Origin of the sequence: Arthrobacter sp. SIMBA_036 (assembly GCF_046535135.1) — a bacterium.
Lineage (GTDB): Bacteria > Actinomycetota > Actinomycetes > Actinomycetales > Micrococcaceae > Arthrobacter.
The window spans coordinates 375073-394958 of the sequence record NZ_JAWRXG010000001.1; the positions used below are offsets into that span (position 1 = coordinate 375073).

17 protein-coding genes are annotated in these 19886 nt (G+C 60.3%); 14 read left to right on the top strand and 3 right to left on the bottom strand.

The window, feature by feature from the left end:
• Nucleotides 1-98 precede the first annotated feature (98 nt).
• The gene (locus SB659_RS01740) at nt 99-3401 is read right to left on the bottom strand and encodes a chitobiase/beta-hexosaminidase C-terminal domain-containing protein (RefSeq protein ID WP_410549289.1); all 3303 of its coding nucleotides are present in this window, start codon (nt 3399-3401) and stop codon (nt 99-101) included.
• Nucleotides 3402-3761: 360 nt separating this feature from the next.
• On the opposite strand from SB659_RS01740, the gene SB659_RS01745 reads away from it, so the two are divergent.
• On the top strand, nt 3762-4601 hold the full coding sequence (locus SB659_RS01745; protein WP_410549290.1) for a hypothetical protein: 840 nt from the start codon (nt 3762-3764) through the stop codon (nt 4599-4601).
• Between the two features lie 188 nt (nt 4602-4789).
• Entirely contained in the window at nt 4790-5221 is a 432-nt protein-coding gene (locus SB659_RS01750) for a hypothetical protein (protein ID WP_410549404.1), read from the top strand.
• 113 nt (nt 5222-5334) lie between these two features.
• Here the strand turns inward: SB659_RS01750 and SB659_RS01755 are convergent, their stop codons facing one another.
• Nucleotides 5335-6681: a neutral/alkaline non-lysosomal ceramidase N-terminal domain-containing protein gene (locus SB659_RS01755; RefSeq protein ID WP_410549291.1), complete on the bottom strand. Its 1347-nt coding sequence runs from the start codon at nt 6679-6681 to the stop codon at nt 5335-5337.
• Between the two features lie 262 nt (nt 6682-6943).
• A complete protein-coding gene (locus tag SB659_RS01760) occupies nt 6944-9664 on the bottom strand; it encodes a GH25 family lysozyme (RefSeq protein ID WP_410549292.1) in 2721 nt (906 codons plus the stop codon).
• Between the two features lie 296 nt (nt 9665-9960).
• Between SB659_RS01760 and SB659_RS01765 the strand changes: the two genes are divergently transcribed.
• From SB659_RS01765 to smpB, 12 genes are all read left to right on the top strand, one after another.
• Nucleotides 9961-11184, top strand: coding sequence for a CpaF family protein (locus SB659_RS01765; protein ID WP_284979792.1), 1224 nt, complete (start codon nt 9961-9963; stop codon nt 11182-11184).
• Nucleotides 11184-12038: a type II secretion system F family protein gene (locus tag SB659_RS01770; protein ID WP_410549293.1), complete on the top strand. Its 855-nt coding sequence runs from the start codon at nt 11184-11186 to the stop codon at nt 12036-12038. The genes SB659_RS01765 and SB659_RS01770 overlap by 1 nt, the downstream gene beginning before the upstream one ends.
• On the top strand, nt 12035-12976 hold the full coding sequence (locus tag SB659_RS01775) for a type II secretion system F family protein (RefSeq protein WP_284979729.1): 942 nt from the start codon (nt 12035-12037) through the stop codon (nt 12974-12976). Before SB659_RS01770 ends, SB659_RS01775 begins: the two co-directional genes overlap by 4 nt.
• A 165-nt stretch (nt 12977-13141) precedes the next feature.
• Nucleotides 13142-13324 carry a hypothetical protein gene (locus tag SB659_RS01780; RefSeq protein ID WP_410549405.1) on the top strand — a complete coding sequence of 61 codons (183 nt, stop codon included), beginning with the start codon at nt 13142-13144 and terminating at the stop codon, nt 13322-13324.
• Nucleotides 13325-13374: 50 nt separating this feature from the next.
• Complete coding sequence (locus SB659_RS01785; protein ID WP_410549294.1) at nt 13375-13752, top strand: TadE/TadG family type IV pilus assembly protein; 378 nt, start codon at nt 13375-13377, stop codon at nt 13750-13752.
• A 13-nt stretch (nt 13753-13765) separates the two neighbouring features.
• On the top strand, nt 13766-14281 hold the full coding sequence (locus SB659_RS01790) for a hypothetical protein (RefSeq protein ID WP_284979727.1): 516 nt from the start codon (nt 13766-13768) through the stop codon (nt 14279-14281).
• A 74-nt stretch (nt 14282-14355) separates the two neighbouring features.
• Complete coding sequence (locus tag SB659_RS01795) at nt 14356-14766, top strand: pilus assembly protein TadG-related protein (RefSeq protein ID WP_284979726.1); 411 nt, start codon at nt 14356-14358, stop codon at nt 14764-14766.
• Nucleotides 14767-14797: 31 nt separating this feature from the next.
• Complete coding sequence (prfB, locus tag SB659_RS01800; protein ID WP_284979725.1) at nt 14798-15922, top strand: peptide chain release factor 2; 1125 nt, start codon at nt 14798-14800, stop codon at nt 15920-15922.
• 178 nt (nt 15923-16100) lie between these two features.
• Complete coding sequence (gene ftsE, locus SB659_RS01805) at nt 16101-16865, top strand: cell division ATP-binding protein FtsE (RefSeq protein WP_284979724.1); 765 nt, start codon at nt 16101-16103, stop codon at nt 16863-16865.
• Complete coding sequence (ftsX, locus tag SB659_RS01810; RefSeq protein ID WP_284977171.1) at nt 16862-17776, top strand: permease-like cell division protein FtsX; 915 nt, start codon at nt 16862-16864, stop codon at nt 17774-17776. The genes ftsE and ftsX overlap by 4 nt, the downstream gene beginning before the upstream one ends.
• Nucleotides 17777-17831: 55 nt before the next feature.
• The gene (locus tag SB659_RS01815; RefSeq protein ID WP_410549295.1) at nt 17832-19244 is read left to right on the top strand and encodes a peptidoglycan DD-metalloendopeptidase family protein; all 1413 of its coding nucleotides are present in this window, start codon (nt 17832-17834) and stop codon (nt 19242-19244) included.
• Between the two features lie 78 nt (nt 19245-19322).
• On the top strand, nt 19323-19793 hold the full coding sequence (smpB, locus tag SB659_RS01820; RefSeq protein ID WP_284977173.1) for an SsrA-binding protein SmpB: 471 nt from the start codon (nt 19323-19325) through the stop codon (nt 19791-19793).
• Nucleotides 19794-19886 lie beyond the last annotated feature (93 nt).

Below are 19886 nucleotides of genomic sequence, written 5' to 3' on the forward strand. Positions count from 1 at the left end.
GCAGTTAAGCCGCAGTTAAAGAGACTGCAGCAGGAACTTGCTTACGGGGAAGGGTCCGAGCGCCACGGCGCTCGGACCCTTCCCTTTTTGCTGCGTACCTAGGGGAGCGAGGTGAACCCTCCCCAGCCCCATCCCACTTGGCTTCGTGGCAACCAGCCTGAGGTTCCGTTGCCTGGGTAAAGGAACAGGTTTCCACTGCCGTCACGGGCCAAGACATCGTTCTTTCCGTCGCCATTGAAGTCGCCGGGCCCAACGATTGCGGTCATTGCGCTCCAGCCGCTTCCAACCTGGACTCTTGCGAGCCATCCACCCTTTCCGTTACCCGGATAGAGCCACAGGATTCCCGTTGTATCCCGGGCGAGGACGTCCGTCTTGCCGTCGCCGTTGAAGTCCCCCGTGCTGAGGATGGCCGTCATCGAGTTCCAACCGGTCCCCGCTTGGGTCACGGAAGAGAAGCCGCCCGTCCCGTTCCCGGCGTACAGCCAGAGGACTCCGGAGGAATCCCTTGCCAGAAGGTCGCTCTTGCCGTCGCCGTTGAAGTCACCCGGTGCCACAACCATGGTCATTGCGGTCCAGCCGGTTCCGGCCTGCACTCGTGTCTGCAGCCCTCCTGCTCCGTTTCCGGGGTACAACCACAAGACGCCGCTGGTATCACGTGCCAGGATGTCGCTGCGCCCGTCACCGTTGAAGTCCTTGGTGGGAACAATGAGGTTCAGCGTATTCCAGCCGGTGCCCATCGATCGCTGCGTCAGCCACCCGCCCGTCCCACTGCCGGGGTAGAGCCAGAGGGTCCCGCTGTTATCGCGGGCAACGACGTCGTTCTTTGCGTCCCCGGTGAAGTCCTTCCACGTGGCGACCTGGGGCGCTTGCACCGTGTACGCCTGTGTGAGGACGGCCGAACTGTTGTTCGACGCGTCGACGGCAAAGTACTTCAAGGTCATCGCCGCTGTCAGGACGATGGGCGTCGAGTACTTGTTCGCCGCGGTGGCGGTGGGGGTAGTGCCGTTGGTCGTGAAATAGATACTGGATCCGGCCTCGTTGGAGGTAAGCGTGATCTGTTGGTTGGCAGGGTACGCACCCGCCGGCGGCGTCACGGTGACGACCGGTGGGGTGGTATCGAGGACGGTATACGCGTTGGTGGTGATGGCAGAGGCGTTTCCGTAGTTGTCGATTGCCAGTGCCTTGACGGTGGTGTTGCCGGTTAAGGCGAACGGAGCCGTGTAGGCCTTGGTACTTCCGCCGGCGGCTGTGCCTGGGGTTGTGCCGTCGGTTGTGTAGAGGATACGCCCCGCCTCCGTGGAGGACATGGTGACCAACTGCCCGGATGCGTATGCGCCGGGAGCTGGAGCAACCGTCAAGGTGGGAGCCGTGTTGTCGAGGACGTAGGTTTGGCTGGCTACCGCTGACGTATTCCCGGCCGTGTCTTGGCCAAGATACTGCAGGGTCATGGACGCCATCGGAATCGGCCCCGAGTAGACCGGGCTCGACGTCGTCGGCGTCGTGCCGTCCGTTGTGAAGTGGATCGTCGCCGGTTCATTGGCGTTGAGGACGATGGACTGGTTGCCGCCGTATGTTCCGCCAGCTGGTACAGCGGTGATGAGTGGTGGGACGGTGTCTTGTACCGCCACGGTCACATTCCGGGTGGCAGTGGAGGTGTTTCCGGCTGTGTCCGCAGCTTCGACGGTGAACGTGGCCGGCCCGTTGGGCACGTTGTCGTACGACTTAGGCGAGGTACAGGCCGTGAAAGCGTTGGAACCAAGCTTGCATCGATAACCCGCTACGTCCGTGGACGTCGAGGAGAAAGCGAACGACGGCGTTGCACCGACGGTCGCGCCTTCGGCGGGTGAATCTATTGATACCGCAGGCGGAGTAAGGTCAGCGGTTACTGTCACGGACGCCACGGTGCTGACGTTCCCCGCCATGTCGGTGGCCCGGACCCTAATGACGTGCTGGCCCGCAGTAGTCAGGTTCAACGTTTGGCCATCGCTGCAAGCCGTGAAGCTCGTGGTCGAGTCCACCGAGCAGGACAGGACAGAGCCAGGATCAGTGGTGACTCTCAGTACTGGAGAGCCGTTCACCGTCGCTCCAGCAGCAGGCGAGGTGATGACCGGTGCATTGGGTGCGGTGAGGTCCACCGTGAATGCCCGGGAGACCGGAGTCCCTGACGGCGCAGCGCGGACAGAGAAGGTGTACGCCCCGTTTGCCAGTGCCGCAGCAGGAGTGAAGGTGCCATTCGTGCAGCTCTGCCACACAGGCGCTGCGGTGCTGAGCTGCAGGCTGCAATCCAGGGCGCCCCCTGGCGGTGTGGACGCCACGGTGAAAGTCGGCGTCGAGTCGTTGGTGAAGGCCGGGTTGGGGGCAGCGGCACCGCTAGCGGCTGTAGGTCCGCTGACGATGGAGGGAACCACCCCGCCCAACGAAAAGAGCCTGCCTTGTTGCGTCGGTTTGGCTGGATCGAGCTGGCCCGGGTCATCTGTAACCAGTAAGTTGCCGTCCCGCATTGACAGCCCACCGATCATGCTGAAGCCCAGCGCCCATTGGTTGTTGACCTGGTCATTACTCAGGTCGATGCGCGAGATCGTGTCCTTGCCTGCATCGGCTGTACTGGTCCCGTTGCTGGTTCCGGTGTAGAGGACCAGGGGCGATTGCCAGTCGTAGTAGATGGCGGTCGGCTTGCCCACGTTGTAGAGCGGCGCCGGAATAACGTTTGCCAGAACACCGTCATCCGGCGCCGTGAAGACCGTGAGGCCTGAGGTTTCGGCGATATACACCACAACGTTGCCCGCGCTGTTGCGGTGTGTGGCTGCCAGGCCGAGAGAGCTTGACTGGACTGAAGCGATCGACTCGATGCTCGGGTTTTCCGATGTGGGATCCACAACCTTCACGATCGAGCGGGCATTAGCAAATGACAGGTAAATGTTGCCATCCGGACCGTCGCTGGCAGCGTTTGGTCGGAGGTCGCCATCGAAGATGGTCAGGGCGCCGTTGTAGTCGAAAACGCCGCTGGCAGGATTCCACCCAGCACGCACGACGTCGGAACTTCCGACGGCGGCATCCGGAATGAACGCGATCTCATCGCCACTGTTGGGGCTCCCGGGCGAAGGATCAATCATGGCGGGCGCCCCTGCTCGGGCGGGTCCATCTTTATGTCCTGCCAAGGTTCCGCCCAGGCAGGTGGCGGCTTCTAAACCGCCGGCAGTGCTTCCGGAGGCCTCGGTCACACGGCAGAATCCTGCACGGGTATCGGAAACCCAAATCCGACCCTTCGGATCCACGATCGTCCCGGCAGCTTCCGTTAGCCCCACCGCCACCGTTTGGCGGGCTTGGTCAGCCAAGGCAGCCGGTGCCGTGAGCACTCCCGTGAGCGCTGCCGTCGCAAGACTGGCGGTAGCTACGAACACCGTGACTTTGTTCTGCCTGCGTCGGCTTGGTGTCCCCGCAACGGCAGAGGACTCAGAGTTGTGTTGAGAGGTTCTTGAGCGACCGGCGACGGCAAAAAACGCCAAACCATGCTGAAGAACACTGCGATTGCGCGTGTCCACCGAGGAATCCCCACTTCATTCGGATGCTCCCCAGCTCCGCATGCATTGGTTATTCGCCCCAAGCCGTCTCCGGCTGCGTCTACCTACATCTTCCACCAAATCTGGAATTTGTCACTAGCAATCTTTTTATCGCTCCATGAAGATCCAGGTTTTCCACACTCGGCCAAGGAGCCTTGACCGGAGAACCCGCCGCTTGCACGATTGGAGTGGAGGTACCAAATGCGCAGATTTTTTCCACTGTTTGTGGCGATCGCATTTTCTTTGGTTGCCTGCACCCCCTCCACGGCCCAGCCGTCCGACGGGAAGAGCAATCCGCCGTCGAGCGTCATTGCCACACCGTCTCATGTGGCAGGAACTCCGTCGGGTGCCCCCAGCGTAACAACTGAACCCAGCCAGCCGCCGTCGTCCGCTGTTGAGAGCAGCGATCCCGCTCAGAGTGGAGAGCAGACCGGAGACGGTGATGAACCTGGCCGCTACGCGTATGACTGCACCAGCTTGGACAATTCACCTGAAGTGCAGTTGTCGAGCCTCGCAGAGGTGTGGGCAGCGCCGAACTACACCAGAATGGCGTCGTGCGATGTCGCCTATCAAGGCACCAAACCGTTTCAGCCGACGCCACGGGAGTCGGATTCGATCTCATTGGCTGCACCCCAAGGTGCGGGCGAAGACAATGGCCTTGCTGTGATGCTCGGTGTTCTTCGGCTTTGTACCAGGATCAGCGATGAGACAGGTCCGGGTGGATTCAAGGATGCGAGTCAGGGCATGTTGCAAGGTGCGGCGTTCTTCTGCCCGGACGCTCCGCAGGGAAAGATTATCGCTGGGTGGGCGAATCGGAGCAGAGTGGGGGACGGAAGCTACATCGTCGGTGACACCATCCAAGCGGGGTCCTACCAGTTGGTCCGGCCGGCACCTTCAGCCAGTCAGTGTTCGTGGTCAATCTCAGATGCAGGAGGGGTTCTTGTCTTCAAAGGAGGGCTGCCAGCGGCAGGCGATACGGTGGATTTGACCACCGGCCACAAGTTTACTAGTGACAAATGCGGAATTTGGGGGAAGATGTAACCAGACGCAGCCGGAAACGGCTTGGGGCGAATAACCAAAGCATGCGGAGCTGGGGAGCATCCGAATGAAGTGGGGATTCCTCGGTGGACTTGCGCAGGCGCAGTGTTCTTCAGCTCGGCGTGGCATCAATTGCCTTGGCCGTTTGCTCAGGAGCCAAAATTAGTACTTCCCAACCATCCGCCGTGAATATGGCGCCCGCCGCCCCAATCGATGGCGAAATCCCGAAGGAGCGCCCGGAGCCTTCGATCAGATACCAGTTCACCTGCACGGGCAGGGACGGCAGCCTCATTGGCAAGTTTTCGAGCTTGGAGGAACTCTGGGCGGCTCCACGGTACCTGCAGGCGACAGACTGCCAGGTTGCCTACGTTGGCAGTGGTCCACTCGTGCTCACTCCGGAGGAGGCCGCTGCGGTCAATGCCGCCATAGCCGCCGGGGCCACCAGAGGACAGGACGCCGCCCTGTGCCTGCAGATCGTCAAGGCGTGTACAAGGACCGACCCAAGGAATCTCCCAGCTGCCCTTGCTTCGTACGGAATACCCGTGGTCAAGGGTGCCCTCACCTTGGCTCCGATGGCACCGCAGGCGGCCGTCTTTACGAGGTGGCTCAAGACCGCGGTCTAGGGACGCGAGTGGGGAATCAATATCAGCTGTGCCACCACAAACGTTGGCAATAGCATGAAAGGGTGCGGACCACATTGGTCCGCACCCTTTTTGCTGCTTCTGCTGCCATCGGATCAGGCGAGCATGGCGTTCATTGCATTGATCAGCGTTGTTTCCACTCCATTTGCGCCGGCTTTGAAGTGACCTAGATGGCCATAAACAGTCATGGCGCCACCGGCAATTCCAGGGTAATCGGGCTCCCAGCCGCCTTCGTAGCTTCCAAGAGGCATGTTCGGAGGAAAGAATTCATTGCTGGGTATGTAACAGCAGGACTCGTTGGCGTAGCCGCCGATGATGATTCCGTTGCTCCCACCGTTCTGGTTCCGGAAGTAGGCACCGTAGCCACTGACGAGTTCCCCTCCGACCAGGGCAATTTTCAGTTGCGGGCTCCCATTGAATTTCCAGACTTGGAACGGGGACGGCACGGACTTGCTGTAACTGTTGCTGTCGATCCGGGCGATCATGACCTGGGCGTGGCGCTGGTACCACTGCGGCTGGCCGTCGGGATTAGGCAGTCGCGCTACGTAGTCCGCGCGCACTGCGGCGAGGTTGGCCGGCGTGGCCGTAATCTCCAAAGGCAGCTGGACTTCCTTGTACTGCGTGCTGATAGGGCCTGTGAGTGCTCGTCCCGCGGTCTGCATGTTTGTACTGACGGTTGCGCCTAGGGCATCGGCGTGTTGGTCACGGAGCGCCCAGCTGCGGACGCCCCCGGGGTCTTGGTCCCCAGCCGGTCCTTGGAGGAACATGGCGAAGCAATTTGGGTTGTTGTTCTCGATATAGTTGCATGCTCCGGCCGCGAAGTCGCCGTCGAACAAAGTGCGCAGCCCGGCGCTGATCGGGTGGCAGCCGTAGCTGAAGATCACGGCCACAGGCTTTCCGTTGGTGCCTCTGGCAACGAGAATCGGAACTGCGGTCTCCGTGTACGGAAGGCCCGCTCTGTTGGCGGCGATGTTCTGGCTTGACACCTTGTAGTCAAAAGTCACCGCCACTTCGGTGGCATTAAGTGCATCCTGCGCAAGATTGACGATGGTGTCTTCGAGGTCTGCGCTGTAGGAGCGGATAAGACCGAGATCCGAAATACCGTAAGCCATGTATGGGTGCAGGGTGTCAATCAGCGCGGGCCCGTTGTGGGTGTGGGTTGCCTGGAGGATGATATCGCTGCTCGCCCAATCCGCCAGGTCAACAATGCGGCTCCGGATCCGCTGATGCATGGCCCTCGGTATTGCCAAGACATCCACGCTGATGATGAGTTGGGGGCTGGCGTCTTCCCATATGAGGATCGCGCGGGCGTAAAGCGGCTCATACGGTGAACTGCTGGTCGCCACGCGGCCGCCGTCGGTGGTTCCATATCCGGCCATATACGGATTGGTGCTTAGCGACGGCGTGATGTCAGCGCTCGCGGTTCCAACTCTAAACGCCATAAAAGATCACTCCTTGATTGCGTGCAGTGGATGACCTTCGCTTACCCCTAAACAAAGTCCGATTCCCGGATGCACTGAACAGCCAATACGTGAGACCAACTTCATTAGACCATGTGGGGCGGCCATTTAGGGCCGGTAACCCGCGAAAAAAATAGTCACGGTGTACGGGAATCTGCTGCGAAAAGACCGAAGGCCTGCCCTCCCGGGAAGTCCAGGGGAACAAGCCTTCGATCGATGAAAGCGGCGCCGAGCGCCACAGTAATTACTTCGCTGCTGGTGCCAGTATTTTCAAGCCGTTCCATCCGGTGCCGATCGGCGTCGGCGTACCCCATGCCTTGTTCTGTCCGACGGGGTAGTAGCGCAGCTCGCCGGTGGTGGTCCGGGCTACCAAGCCAGTGGAACCAGGGTTCGAGAAGTCACGGATGGCTCCGAAGCTTGAAATGATGTTCCACCCGGTTCCAACCACCGCGGGCGTTTCCGGGATGAAATTACCCGCACCGTTTGAGCGGTAGAGCTTCAGGTCACCTGTTCTGGTCTTGGCGAGGAGGTCAGGCTTTGAATCCTTGTCGAAGTCCATCTGTACTATGTCCAAACCTGTCCAGCCGACACCGATGGCGATACCAGCGCTGACTGTTCCACCGCTGAGGTTATTGAAGTAGAACAAACGGCCGGTGGAGTCGTACCCGACTATCCCGGGGTGGCCGTCCGTTGTCTTCCAGGTCCCGACCGTCAGTGTCCATCCGGCCCAGTTGGTACCCAAGCTGATCGGAGCTCCGAAGCCTCGGCCGTTCCTGCCCGGGTAGACGCTCAAGCGGCCGTCAGACCATTGGGCCACCACATCGAGCGTGCCATCGCCGTTCCAGTCGGTCACAAATCCTGCTTTGAGGCCAGCCCAACCGGTGCCGACCAGCTCTTGGGGAAGGAGGCTCGTGGAACCGGAACCGGGGTAACGATAAAGGTTCGCGTCGGGCCTGATGGCCAAGACGTCCCGCGGGTCGACGCCGAGTGTTGACTCGACGTCGACCGGCGCCCCGCTGATCAGGGTGGCATCGTTCCAACCCAATCCAATGAGACTCTGGCTACCCCATGATCCGGAAACAGCCGGGTAGTAGTTCAGGTCGCCATTGGCCGCCCGCGCCACAAGCCCTTGGGATGCGGCGCCGCTGAAGTCGGTTGAGGAACTGACAGCGGTCATGCCGTCCCACCCGGATCCGATGACGCGAGCAGGCTCGGTGAGGAAGTTGCCCAAACCGTCTGACCGGTAGAGCCGGAGGGTGCCGTCCGTTGTTCGAGTGACGAGGTCCTGGCTGCCGTCTCCATCAAAGTCAATCTGGTTGATCTGGTGGCCGGTGAAACCTGAACCGATCTTGACTCCTGCCCCGAGTGCGCCGCCCCCTGCGTTTGAGTACCGGTAGATATCGCCGAAGGGGTCCTGCCCGATGACCCCGGGATATCCGTCCCCGGCGTTCCACCACCCCACGGTCAGGGACATCTCCTGCCAGCCCTTCCCGACCTGAATGGGAGCATAGAAGCCGCCACCGGGTGCACCTGGGAAGACCTTGAGGGATCCGTCCGGCCATTGCGACAGGATGTCTTGGACGCCGTCCTGGTTCCAGTCCACGACGTAGATGGATTTGGCGCCTGCCCAACCGGAACCAATGGTTACGGGTCCGGTGATATTGCCTTGGCCGTCGGCAGGAAAGTTGTCCAATCGTCCAGAGGCGTTAGTGACGACGATGTCGGCCTCGGACTTGATGGACGGGTTGGAGGGATAGCCGACTCCGCGGGCATACGTCCTCAGTTGGTCGTAGCTGCCGTTGAAGATATTGGAATCGCCCTCAAAGGGTCCCGTGCTGCTGTACTGCCACATCGTGTAGCCGTTCCAGCTGGTAGGCAAGGATCCGGGGGAGTTCGTCGGGTTGTTCCAATAGGAAGCGATCCAGAGGGGATAGCTCCCAAAGGTGGAGTTGCCGACGCACGTGTTCCACCAGTCTGTGGTGCTGTAAATGACAGGGAAGCGCCCAGTGAGCGCTTTGACGGTATTTCCGAAATCTGCCGCCCACTGGCCAAGTTGCGCCTGGGACATGTCGTAGCACGTGTTGCCGAAGTAAAAGCCGTTGATGGTCCGTCCGGCGTACGGGTTGTACTCAATGTCCAGAACGGGAGGCAATGTGTAGCCGTCGGCTGTCCATCCTCCGCCATTGGCCACGAAATAACGAGCCTGGTCTGCACCGGATGACCAGTTCGGGATAGCGAAATGGTAGGCACCCCGGATCATGCCGGCATCTCGGGAACCGTTGTACTGCTGGGTGTAGTTCTCGTTGACGTAGTAGTTGCCCTCAGAGGCTTTAACGTAAGCCCAACGGACGCCTTGGTTCCACTGGCCCTGCCAGTCCACGTTGCCTTGGTGCGCGCTGACGTCCTGACCCTCGACCCCCACGCTTGGCCGCCAATGCGAGGTGTCCGCCGTCATCGGTACGGTGGCATTGACAGCTCCGCCAACCGCCCGCCCACTCGCAGGCGCCGCAGTGCCGTCCTGCTTGGTGGCGAGGACCCGTGAGGAGCGTTGTCCCATTTCGGCGCCGCCAGCGGGAATCGATGACCGCATTGCGGCTTTCTTCGTCTCCGCATCGGGCGCATTTCCCGGCATGGGTGCGCTGCCGGAGCCTTGAATCGATGCATCGGGCGCCGGGCCGGCTGCCGCGGCCGCCGGGTTCGGCGCGACGGCGGGGGCCAGCTCGTGCTGCTGGTTGGGCAACTCGTTGGTTTGCGGTTTGGTCTTGGCCGCAGGCCTGGGTCCCTGACCGGGCGCCGGGAGCGGTGCTGACGGCCCCACTGCAGGGCTATGTTGGGGAGCCGAAGATAGTGCCATGGCAGGCACGCCAACGAAGCTTCCCGAAATAAGGGCGATGGAAACCGCGATTCCTGCCCGAGCCAAGGACCTCAGGCGGGTACGTTCAGTTGGACTCTTACTTGTCATCATCACATCCGGCCCTGCGCCGCGGGTCAGCGGCGCATGGTGTGGCTTGCGGACAAGCTCCGGGGCGGGCGCCTGCGCATGGGACCAAAGGCCAGCTCCTAACGGCCTTTACCCTAACATTCTGTGACTGGAGTGACTAGTGGGAAGCAAGATGCAGCAGCAACACGTGGTACGCCTTGCTCCAAGGCGGTTATCCACATAGGTCCTTGGAGGACTTTGTTCCCCACTCGGGCTCGCCTAGCGTAAATCCAGCGGGAGTGCCTCCCGCTATAAGCTGGAAAGCACTCTTTGGGGGAACCGTGGACGCTGTAAAAATCGTGGAAGGAGAAGTCCGCGAGCTGATCAGGCGGCGCGGATTGGATCCGTTGGAGCAATCCGTGGACGTGCGGAGCCTCGTTGATGCTGCTATCAGCGATTACGATGAACGGGCCCTTCTGGCACCGCTTCCTCCGCTGGGCCATCTCGACACGGCCCGCCGCCACATCTTTGACGCCATTGCCGGATTCGGACCCCTTCAACCACTTCTGGATGATCCCTCGATAGAAGAAGTGTGGATTAATACACCCCAGGAAGTTTATGTGGCTCGAAACGGAGAATCGGAGCTCACGGGCATAGTACTGAGCGACCAACAGGTTCGGGACTTGGTCGAAAAGATGTTGAAAAGTTCCGGCCGCAGGCTGGACCTATCCTCCCCATTCGTCGATGCTGCATTGCCCGACGGTTCCAGATTGCACGTGGTCATCCCTGATATCACCCGGAAACACTGGGCCGTCAATATCCGAAAGTTTGTCGCGCGAGCTAGCCGGTTGGAGCATCTGGTGGACCTCGGCAGCCTGACGCCCCAGGCGGCCAGGTTCTTGGGAGCGGCCGTCGCCAGCGGACTCAATATCCTCGTCTCTGGAGCGACGCAAGCCGGAAAGACCACGTTGCTGAACTGTCTCGCCGCGAGCATTGGTTCGCGTGAACGTGTTGTCACCGTAGAGGAAATCTTTGAACTGCAGCTTCCACTACGTGATGTCGTGGGACTCCAGTGCCGTCAGCCAAATCTTGAAGGGGGCGGGGAAATCCCCTTGCGCCGTTTGGTGAAGGAAGCACTTCGAATGCGACCGGATCGCCTTGTGGTGGGGGAAGTCCGTGAGGCCGAAAGCTTGGACATGCTGATTGCTTTGAACTCAGGCCTTCCTGGTATGTGCACCGTACACGCCAACTCTGCGCACGATGCCGTAACGAAGATATGCACCCTTCCTCTCTTGGCGGGGGCGAATATATCAAGCGCCTTTGTGGTGCCCACCGTGGCGTCGTGTATTGACCTCGTGGTCCACTGTGGCCGCCATCCCAACGGCAAGCGGCAAGTCACGGAAGTGCTGTCCTTGGGTAGAAGGGTTGAGAACGGGATCATTGAATCGTCCGGCGTTTTCGGGCTGATGGATGGCCGGTTGCAACCACGGGCAAACTCCATGCCTGCGGCCGAAAAGTTTGCGCGGGCAGGATTTGATGTTTCGGCGCTCCTGGAGCTCAACTGATGGCGCCGTTTCTCGGTCTGCTGCTGGGCGTTGGTGGATTCCTCGTATGGTGGTCTGCCTGGGACGAGCCGCCCAAACAACCGAAAGAACCTAAAGTCGGCCGCCTGAAACTTTTGCTGCAGGCTGCAGGAATCGAGAGGGTGTCCGCCGCGGGACTCGTGCTCTCCTGTGCATGCTTCGGAGTAGTTACAGCCCTTGTCTTTCTCCTTCTGACACATTCGGTGCCAGTTGCCGCATGCTTCGGGCTTTTCGGCTCCTGGCTGCCCTTCGGAGCTGTTCGCTGGCGGGCGAGGAAACGGCGGGCTACATTGCGTCAGCTATGGCCCGACGTGGTGGACCACTTGCGCTCTGCCATACGGGCTGGACTGGCCTTGCCGGAGGCGTTGATTCAACTAGGGCACAACGGACCTGAGGAACTGCGCGAATTATTTCTGGAGTTTGGTGCCGACTATAGGTCCGGCGGTCACTTCGAAGCCGCCTTGAACAAGCTCAAAGCCCGGTTGGCGGATCCGGTAGCGGATCGCATCATCGAGGCACTCCGCATGACACGTGAAGTTGGTGGTTCGGACCTCGGCAAGATGTTGGGTACCCTCGCTGAATTCCTACGGGAGAGCGCGAGAACGCGAAGCGAACTTGAGGCGCGACAATCGTGGACGGTCAATGCGGCCCGTCTTGCCGTAGCGGCGCCGTGGATTGTCGTGGTGGTCATGGCCGGTCGTCCCGAAGCGATGCTTGCGTACAACTCGGGGCTCGGAGCCGTAGTGCTTCTAGGCGGCCTAGTAGTGTCCGTTCTCTGTTACACCGTGATGCTCCGGATCGGTGCCCTGCCCGAGGATGAGCGGGTGCTCCGATGAATACTTTGATGGTTGCAGCCGTTCTTTGCGGCCTGGTGCTTGGAGCTGGTTTTTGGCTAGTGCTGGCCCGCTTGCCTTTCATGCGAGGAACCACCTTCGCCGATCGGATCGCTCCCCAGCTCAGATCACATAACTTGGAATCACGCCTCTTGCGTTCCCCGGTCCATAACTTGACACCGTTTGGGCCTCTGGAACAGATCGTGCGTCCGATCATCGGTGACGCTGTATCCCATTTGTCGCGATACAACCTGGGCGCGGCCTTGCTGGCAAAGCGTCTCTCTCGTGCTGGCTCATCAACGTCGACCACGGACTTTCGGGCTGAACAACTGTTGTGGGGGGCCGGGGGTTTTCTGCTGTCCCTCATTGCAGTGTCGCTGGGCGCCGCGTCGGGCCGGTTCAACATTCCCTTTGCACTCGTCTCGGTGGTGGGCGCTACACTGTGTGGCTTTCTGCTTCGGGATTTCCTCTTGAGCCAACGGATAAAGCGCCGTGAATCCCGGATGCTCTCGGAGTTTCCCAGCCTTGCCGAACTGATGGCGCTCGCGGTGGCTGCTGGCGAAAGCGCGATGGGAGCCATGGACAGGGTATGTCGAACCTCACGGGGAGAGCTGGCGGCAGAGTTTGCCACAGTTCTCGCGGACACAAGGTCGGGCAGACCGTTGACGGAGGCTCTCGGTGCGTTTTCCGGAAGGACCGAGTTGCCGCCGCTCGTCCGGTTTGTTGACGGTCTCGTGGTCGCCGTGGAACGGGGGACTCCACTCGCGGATGTCCTTCGGGCCCAGGCTTCTGATGTCCGGGATGCTGCCAAGCGCGAGCTTATGGAGTCTGCGGGACGGAAGGAAATCGCGATGATGGTGCCGTTGGTTTTTGGGGTTCTCCCGCTGACTGTCGTCTTCGCGGCCTTTCCCGCTATTGCAGCGCTGGAGATGTCCTTCTAGACCGTCGCACGCCGGACCACGGCTACAGCCATAAAAGCTCGTGAAATACGAAGTGTATGTAATTCAAGTAAGCGAAACATTGGGGGAAAAATGAAAACAATCGCTCGCCTCGGGGGTCGCCTGCCCGCTCTGCTGCAGCAGTCGTGTCTGGGCCTTAACCTCTTAGTGGTAATCCGGTTAGCGGTACTCCGGGCGCTCCCTACCGAAGAAAGGAGGGAGCGTGGTGACGTGCCCGGCTGGGTCATGATCACCTTGATGTCGGCGATATTGGTTGCAGGTCTTCTGGCGATTGCATCGCCCGCCTTGGCGGACTTGTTCAACCAAGCAATGGCGAAGGTGGGCAAGTAGGCCATGGGGGCGGCCCGGATCTTCATATGTAGCGCCATTGTGACTCTGCCGTGAAAGACATCGACGAGCAAGGATCAGCAGTCGTTGACTTCGTTTTGGTGGGCGCGTTATTGACCATGTTTTTTGTGTCCATTGTTCAGCTAACACTGATTCTTCACGTCCGGAATACCCTCATCGATGCTGCTGCGTCCGGCGCCAGGTATGGCGCTTTGGCTGATCGAACATCCGCTGATGCCAGTGCCAGGGCGGGGACTCTCATTGCCGCTGCATTGAATCCGGACTATGCCCAGGACATCGAGTCCAGCGAGGTGACGGTGGGGGGTGTACGCACCATCGAGGTCACTGTGCGGGCACCCCTCCCTGTCATTGGCTTGCTTGGCCCAAGCGGGACGCTGGAGGTGAAGGGGCATGCCGCGCTTTTGGTTTAGGGAGCTGAGTCGCGTGTTGCGGAGGCTCGGGAGCCACCTGAGCAGACGACTCGGCGAGGCGGCGTGCCTGCCCAGCGGCACGTCATCGAAGGCGGCTTTAACAACGGACGCCGATAACCCGGAGGGCGGCAGCGCCGTCGTCGAATTTACGTTTTTGGCATTACTGCTCATGGTTCCGGTGGTCTATTTTGTGGTGTCCGTCGCCCAAATCCAAGGCGGCGCCTTCGCCGTCGTGGGTGCCGCCGATCAAGCGGCTAAAGTCCTTGTCCTTCAAGATGATTCGGGCAGGGGACGGACTGCGGCCGAGCAGGCCGTACTCGTTGCGCTGGAAGACTATGGTTTCGAGGCTGACCAGGCACGCGTGGACATCAGCTGCGACGGAAACGACTGCGCCGTGCCCGGAACGAAAGTGACTGTCAGCGTGCGCCTCGCCGTTCCGCTGCCGATGGTGCCGTTCGGGGATGGGCTTCAACTGAACGCAGCCCGGGTGAGTGCGTCCGCTACTCAAGTGGTGGGACGGTTCCGATGACTGGATTGTTGACGCCAGTCTCCTGTCGGCGGAGTGATGGACCGGGTGTGGTGCGAGCCGGCGAACGAGGCCAAGTGACGGTGCTGATTGTTGGTTTTGTCCTGCTGTCGCTGCTACTGGCGACCGTGGTGATGGCAGCCTCAGCGGTCTACCTTGAGCAAAAGAGGCTCCTGTCCTTGGCCGATGGCGCGGCCCTCGCCGCTGCTGACTCTTTCATCGTGGGGGACATAAGTGGTGAAAGTGCTCCCGCAACGACGCTGGTGGACGAGCGCGTGGCCAGCTCTGCGAATTCGTACCTCGCATCCGTCGATGCGTTCGCAGCTCATGACCAGCTGAAAATCGGCCCGGGCACCGGCAGTGAGCCCGGCGGGACGGCCGTTGTGGTGCTCACGGCTGTCGCCCACCCGCCGGTAGTGAGTTTCCTCGTCCCCGATGGCGTTGTCGTAGAGGCAAAGTCGACAGCTCGATCCCGGCTGACACAGTAGCGACCGGCCAATAGCGTACGCTGGAACAACCATGGCTGAAATAGATTTTCCCGCAGAAATCCGCGCGCTTCGCGGCACTTACATGTCCATCGAGAACGTCACGGATGTTGATGCTTTGAAGGCGGAGATTGCCGAACTAAGCGAGCAGGCAGGCGCTCCGGATCTCTGGGATGACCCTGCTTCCGCTCAAATAGTTACTTCACGTTTGTCCCATCGGCAATCAGAAGTAGAGCGGCTTTCCAAGCTTGCTGCGCGGATCGATGACCTTGAGGTACTCGTGGAGTTGGGCGAGGATGAAGGCGACGAGGCGTCAATGGCCGAAGCCGCGAAAGAACTCACGTCGATTCGAAAAGCGCTGGCCGAGCTTGAAGTTGTGACGCTGCTCTCGGGTGAATATGACGAACGAGAAGCGGTAGTTACTATCCGTGCTGGAGCCGGTGGAGTCGATGCTGCCGATTTCGCCGAGATGTTGATGCGCATGTACCTGCGGTGGGCCGAGCGCCATGGTTATCCGACCACTGTTATGGATACCTCCTACGCCGAAGAAGCGGGCCTGAAATCGGCTACTTTCGAAGTCAAAGCGCCCTACGCTTTCGGAACGCTAAGTGTGGAAGCAGGGACGCACAGGCTGGTTCGGATCAGTCCTTTTGACAACCAAGGACGGCGCCAGACCTCGTTCGCGGCTGTGGAGGTCATCCCCCTGATCGAACAAACGGACTCGATCGAGATCCCCGATAACGAAATTCGGGTGGACGTCTTCCGTTCCTCGGGACCAGGTGGCCAGTCGGTGAACACCACCGACTCCGCCGTACGTTTGACGCACATTCCCACCGGCATTGTGGTGTCGATGCAGAACGAAAAATCCCAACTGCAAAACAGGGCGGCGGCCATGCGTGTGCTTCAGTCCCGATTGCTGCTCGTCAAGAAAGAGCAACAGGACGCAGAAAAGAAAGCCTTGGCTGGCGACGTCAAGGCATCTTGGGGCGACCAAATGCGTTCCTACGTGCTCAACCCGTACCAAATGGTCAAGGACCTGCGGACGGAGCACGAAGTGGGGAACACGTCAGCCGTGCTGGACGGTGACATCGACGATTTCATCGATGCGGGCATCCGCTGGCGCACCGGCAACCGCAACGCTGCAGCCAACCAAGACTGACTCGCCGGCGGCGTTGCGTACGGACCCGATTACGCGACACGCTGCCGAAAGCACCCAAAACCCGGATCACCCGTGCGTATAGTCGAGAAGCCGGTGCCCTCACTTCCCCCAACGAAAGCCCGCGCTCCGGCTGTTGGACTGGGCACTCATGTCATGTCCGGCGGGGTTCCTAAGGGCCATGATCAGATTTGAGAATGTCACCAAGGTCTACGAGCAGAATGCCCGCCCGGCACTCGACTCCGTCAGCCTTGAGATCAACCGCGGCGAATTCACCTTCCTGGTGGGTGCATCGGGCTCAGGCAAGTCGACCTTCCTCCGCCTGATCCTGAAAGAGGATAAAGCCTCGTCCGGCTCCGTGTACGTCGCGGGCCAGAACGTCGCCAACATCTCGAGCTGGCGTGTCCCGAAACTTCGCCGCGGAATCGGCGTCGTCTTCCAGGACTTCAGGCTGCTGCCGCAGAAGAATGTGTTCGCAAATGTCGCCTTCGCGATGCAGGTCATCGGCAAAAGCCGGTCGATCATCCGCGAGACAGTCCCTGAAGTGTTGAAGACCGTGGGCCTGGAGGGCAAGGAACGCCGGATGCCGCACGAACTCTCCGGTGGTGAGCAGCAGCGCGTGGCGATCGCGCGCGCCGTCGTCAATCGGCCAGGCATTCTTCTTGCTGATGAACCAACCGGAAACCTCGATCCCATTACGTCGATGGGCATCATGGGGGTCTTGGACAAGATCAACCAGAACGGGACCACTGTGGTCATGGCAACACACGATGACGACATCGTCAACGAAATGCGACGCCGTGTGGTGGAGCTCAAAAATGGCAAGGTCATCCGCGATGAAGCCAAGGCTCTCTACACGTCCATGATCCCGGTAGTGGGGGAGTCTCGGCGGTTGAAGGATGCCAGTGGCGAGGAACTTAACCGCGCGCAAGGGGTCCAGCTGTGAGGTTCTTGTTTATCCTCGGCGAAATCGGCAGCGGCCTTCGGCGCAATCTGTCGATGGTGATATCGGTGGTCCTGGTGACCTTCATTTCATTGACGTTCGTAGGCGCCGCCGGAATGCTGCAAATGCAGATAAACCAGATGAAGGGCTATTGGTACGACAAAGTCCAGGTGGCGGTCTTCTTGTGCAATGACGGTTCGACGGCGGCTGGTTGCGCCTCCGGCCCGGTGACAAAGGAACAGCAGGCCAACATTCGGGCCTTGCTGGACTCGCCTGCGGTCAAGCAGTACATCAACGACTACCAGTTCGAATCCCAGGCTGAGGCGTACACGCACTTCAAGGAGCAGTTCTCCAACTCTCCCATTGTTGATTCCGTGTCCCAGGACCAGCTGCCGGCGTCGTTCCGCATCAACATGAAGGACCCCCAGAAGTACCAGATCATTAGTGAAACATTCTCAAGCCAGCCCGGGGTCGAGACGGTCAGCGACCAGCGGCAAGTGCTGGAGCGGATCTTCTCATGGATGAACGGCGCCTCGGTGGCTGCTGTAGGTGTTGCTGCGGTGATGATTTTCTGTGCGGTGCTGTTGATTACGACCACCATTAGGCTTTCGGCCTTCAGTCGACGGCGCGAAACCGGCATTATGCGCCTGGTTGGAGCCTCCAAGATGGTCATCCAACTGCCGTTTATCCTCGAAGGCGTCATTGCCGCCGTCGTCGGTGCCTTGCTTGCCTCGGTCACGCTATGGCTGATGGCCCATTTCTGGCTCAACGGTGACCTGTCCAAGCAGTTCCTTAATACTCCGTTCATTTCTTCGACCCAGGTCTTGGTGATCGCGCCTGTGCTGATTGCGCTGGGTGGCGGCTTGGCCGGGATATCATCCTTACTGACCCTCAGGCGTTACTTGAAGGTTTAGACGCGAACGCTTGGATTGTGCACGTAAAGATGCTGATATGCGAAAAGGACTCCTGATGACCACAATGGAACCGGCACTGGCGCGTCGACGCGCTGCCCTGGGGCCAGCCCGGATGGTCGGCGTCGTGGCTCTCGGTCTCGCCATCAGTCTCCTTACGGGCGCACCGGACGCGCGGGCGGATAATCTTGACGACCAACAGGCGGCACTTCAAGCTGAGTCCGACCGGGTGCAGGCGTCCCTCGAGTTTGTCGACTCCGGAATTGCGAAAGCCGCCGGTGATTTGGTGATTTACCAGGGACGCCTTCCCGGCGCGCAACAGGCCCTCCTCGAAGCGCAGGGCAAGGTTGCCAGCGCCGTAAAGGATGTCGATGCTTTAGCCGCCAGGGTTGAGTTGGCCCAGCAGAACAAGGCAACGATCACCAGCCAGTTGGAGAGCGACAAGCAAAAGATCACGGACACCAAAAAGCTGATTGGCCAGATCGCTTCGCAGGCCTATAAATCAGGCGGCGTTCCGACAAATGTGGCTTTGTTGTTCGGGTCCAATGAAACCGGAAGCCTGACCGAGTCAATGGATTTGGCAGACCAAGCAATGCGCAGCCAAAACGCTGCGATGACCAAATTGACGCAGCAAAACGCGACCAACGTCAATTCGCAGGCCCGGCTCGCTGCCGTGGAGCAGGAAATTCAGGACCTTAAGGCCAAGGCGGACGCTGCCCTTGAGCGGGAAAAGGCCGCTCGGGACGATGCCGCCAGCAAGAAGGCCGACGTCGATAAGCTCATCGATGACACGACCCGCCTGAACGGGCAGCTCCAGGCTGCCAAGCCTGGGATCGAAGCCAACCTCGCGAAGGTGAAGGCTGCACAGGATTCCGTTGCTGCCGAGATTCAAGACCGCGACCGAAAGCTGCGGGAAGCATGGGAAGCCGAGCAGCGCCGCCTCGCGGAACAAGCTGCTGCCGCAGCCCAGGCCGCAGCGGCTGCGCAGGGGAGACCGGCGCCTCCGCAAGCCCCGTACGTCGCACCTCCGGCGGGGTCGCCGTCGGCGTTTGGGCTGATTCATCCGTTCGCCGGCCAGGTTCCCATCACGTCGGGGTTCGGATGGCGGGCAACGCCTCCGGGCACCATCGATTTCTATGGCACGGGTGGCTACCTGCACACGGGTATTGACTTCGGCGTGGCATGTGGAACGCCGGTCTACGCGGCAGCGGCCGGCACGGTTTTCAACTCGGGTTGGAATTCGGCCGACGGCGGCGGGTGGCGGGTTAAGTTGTCCCACGGCGTCAACCAGGGCAATTCGCTGACAACCATCTACTACCACAACAGCAGCATCGTGGTGGCCAACGGACAGCAGGTTGCCCAAGGCCAACTCATCGCGTACTCCGGAAGCACAGGCAACTCGACCGGCTGCCATGCTCACTTCGAGACGTGGCTCAACGGCGTCGCTGTTGACCCGATGACCCTCCTCTAGGGCGGGAACCGGCTCCGGGATTGACGTAGACTAGTTCGAATCCGTATACAACATTCGCATCTAATGAGGAGTTCTACCGTGCCTAAGGAAAGTGGCCGTAAGGTAGTGGCCACCAATCGCAAGGCCCGGCATAACTATCTGGTATTGGATACCTATGAGGCGGGCATCGCTTTGATGGGTACCGAGGTCAAGTCGCTGCGCGAGGGTCACGCCTCGATGGTTGATGGGTTCTGCACCTTTTACAACGATGAGTTGTGGATGGAGGGGATCCATATACCTGAGTATCACCAAGGCAGTTGGACCAACCACGCCGCCCGTCGTCGTCGTAAGCTCTTGCTGCACCGGGACGAACTCGACAAGATCTCGCAGAAAATCCGCGAGTCGGGCTTCACCGTGGTACCGCTCCAGTTGTATTTCCTTGACGGCAGGGCCAAAGTGGAAATCGCGATTGCCCGCGGTAAGAAGGATTACGACAAGCGCCAAACGCTGCGGGAACAACAGGACAAACGCGAATCCTTGCGCGAGTTGCGCGAGCGGAACCGCCGCTAAAGGCGACCAGCCACTGCGCCGGCTGGCGGCCGGCAGGCACGCGTCCGACGTCGTGGATCGCCCAGGTGGGTTGGGGAATGCATGCCCGTCCCC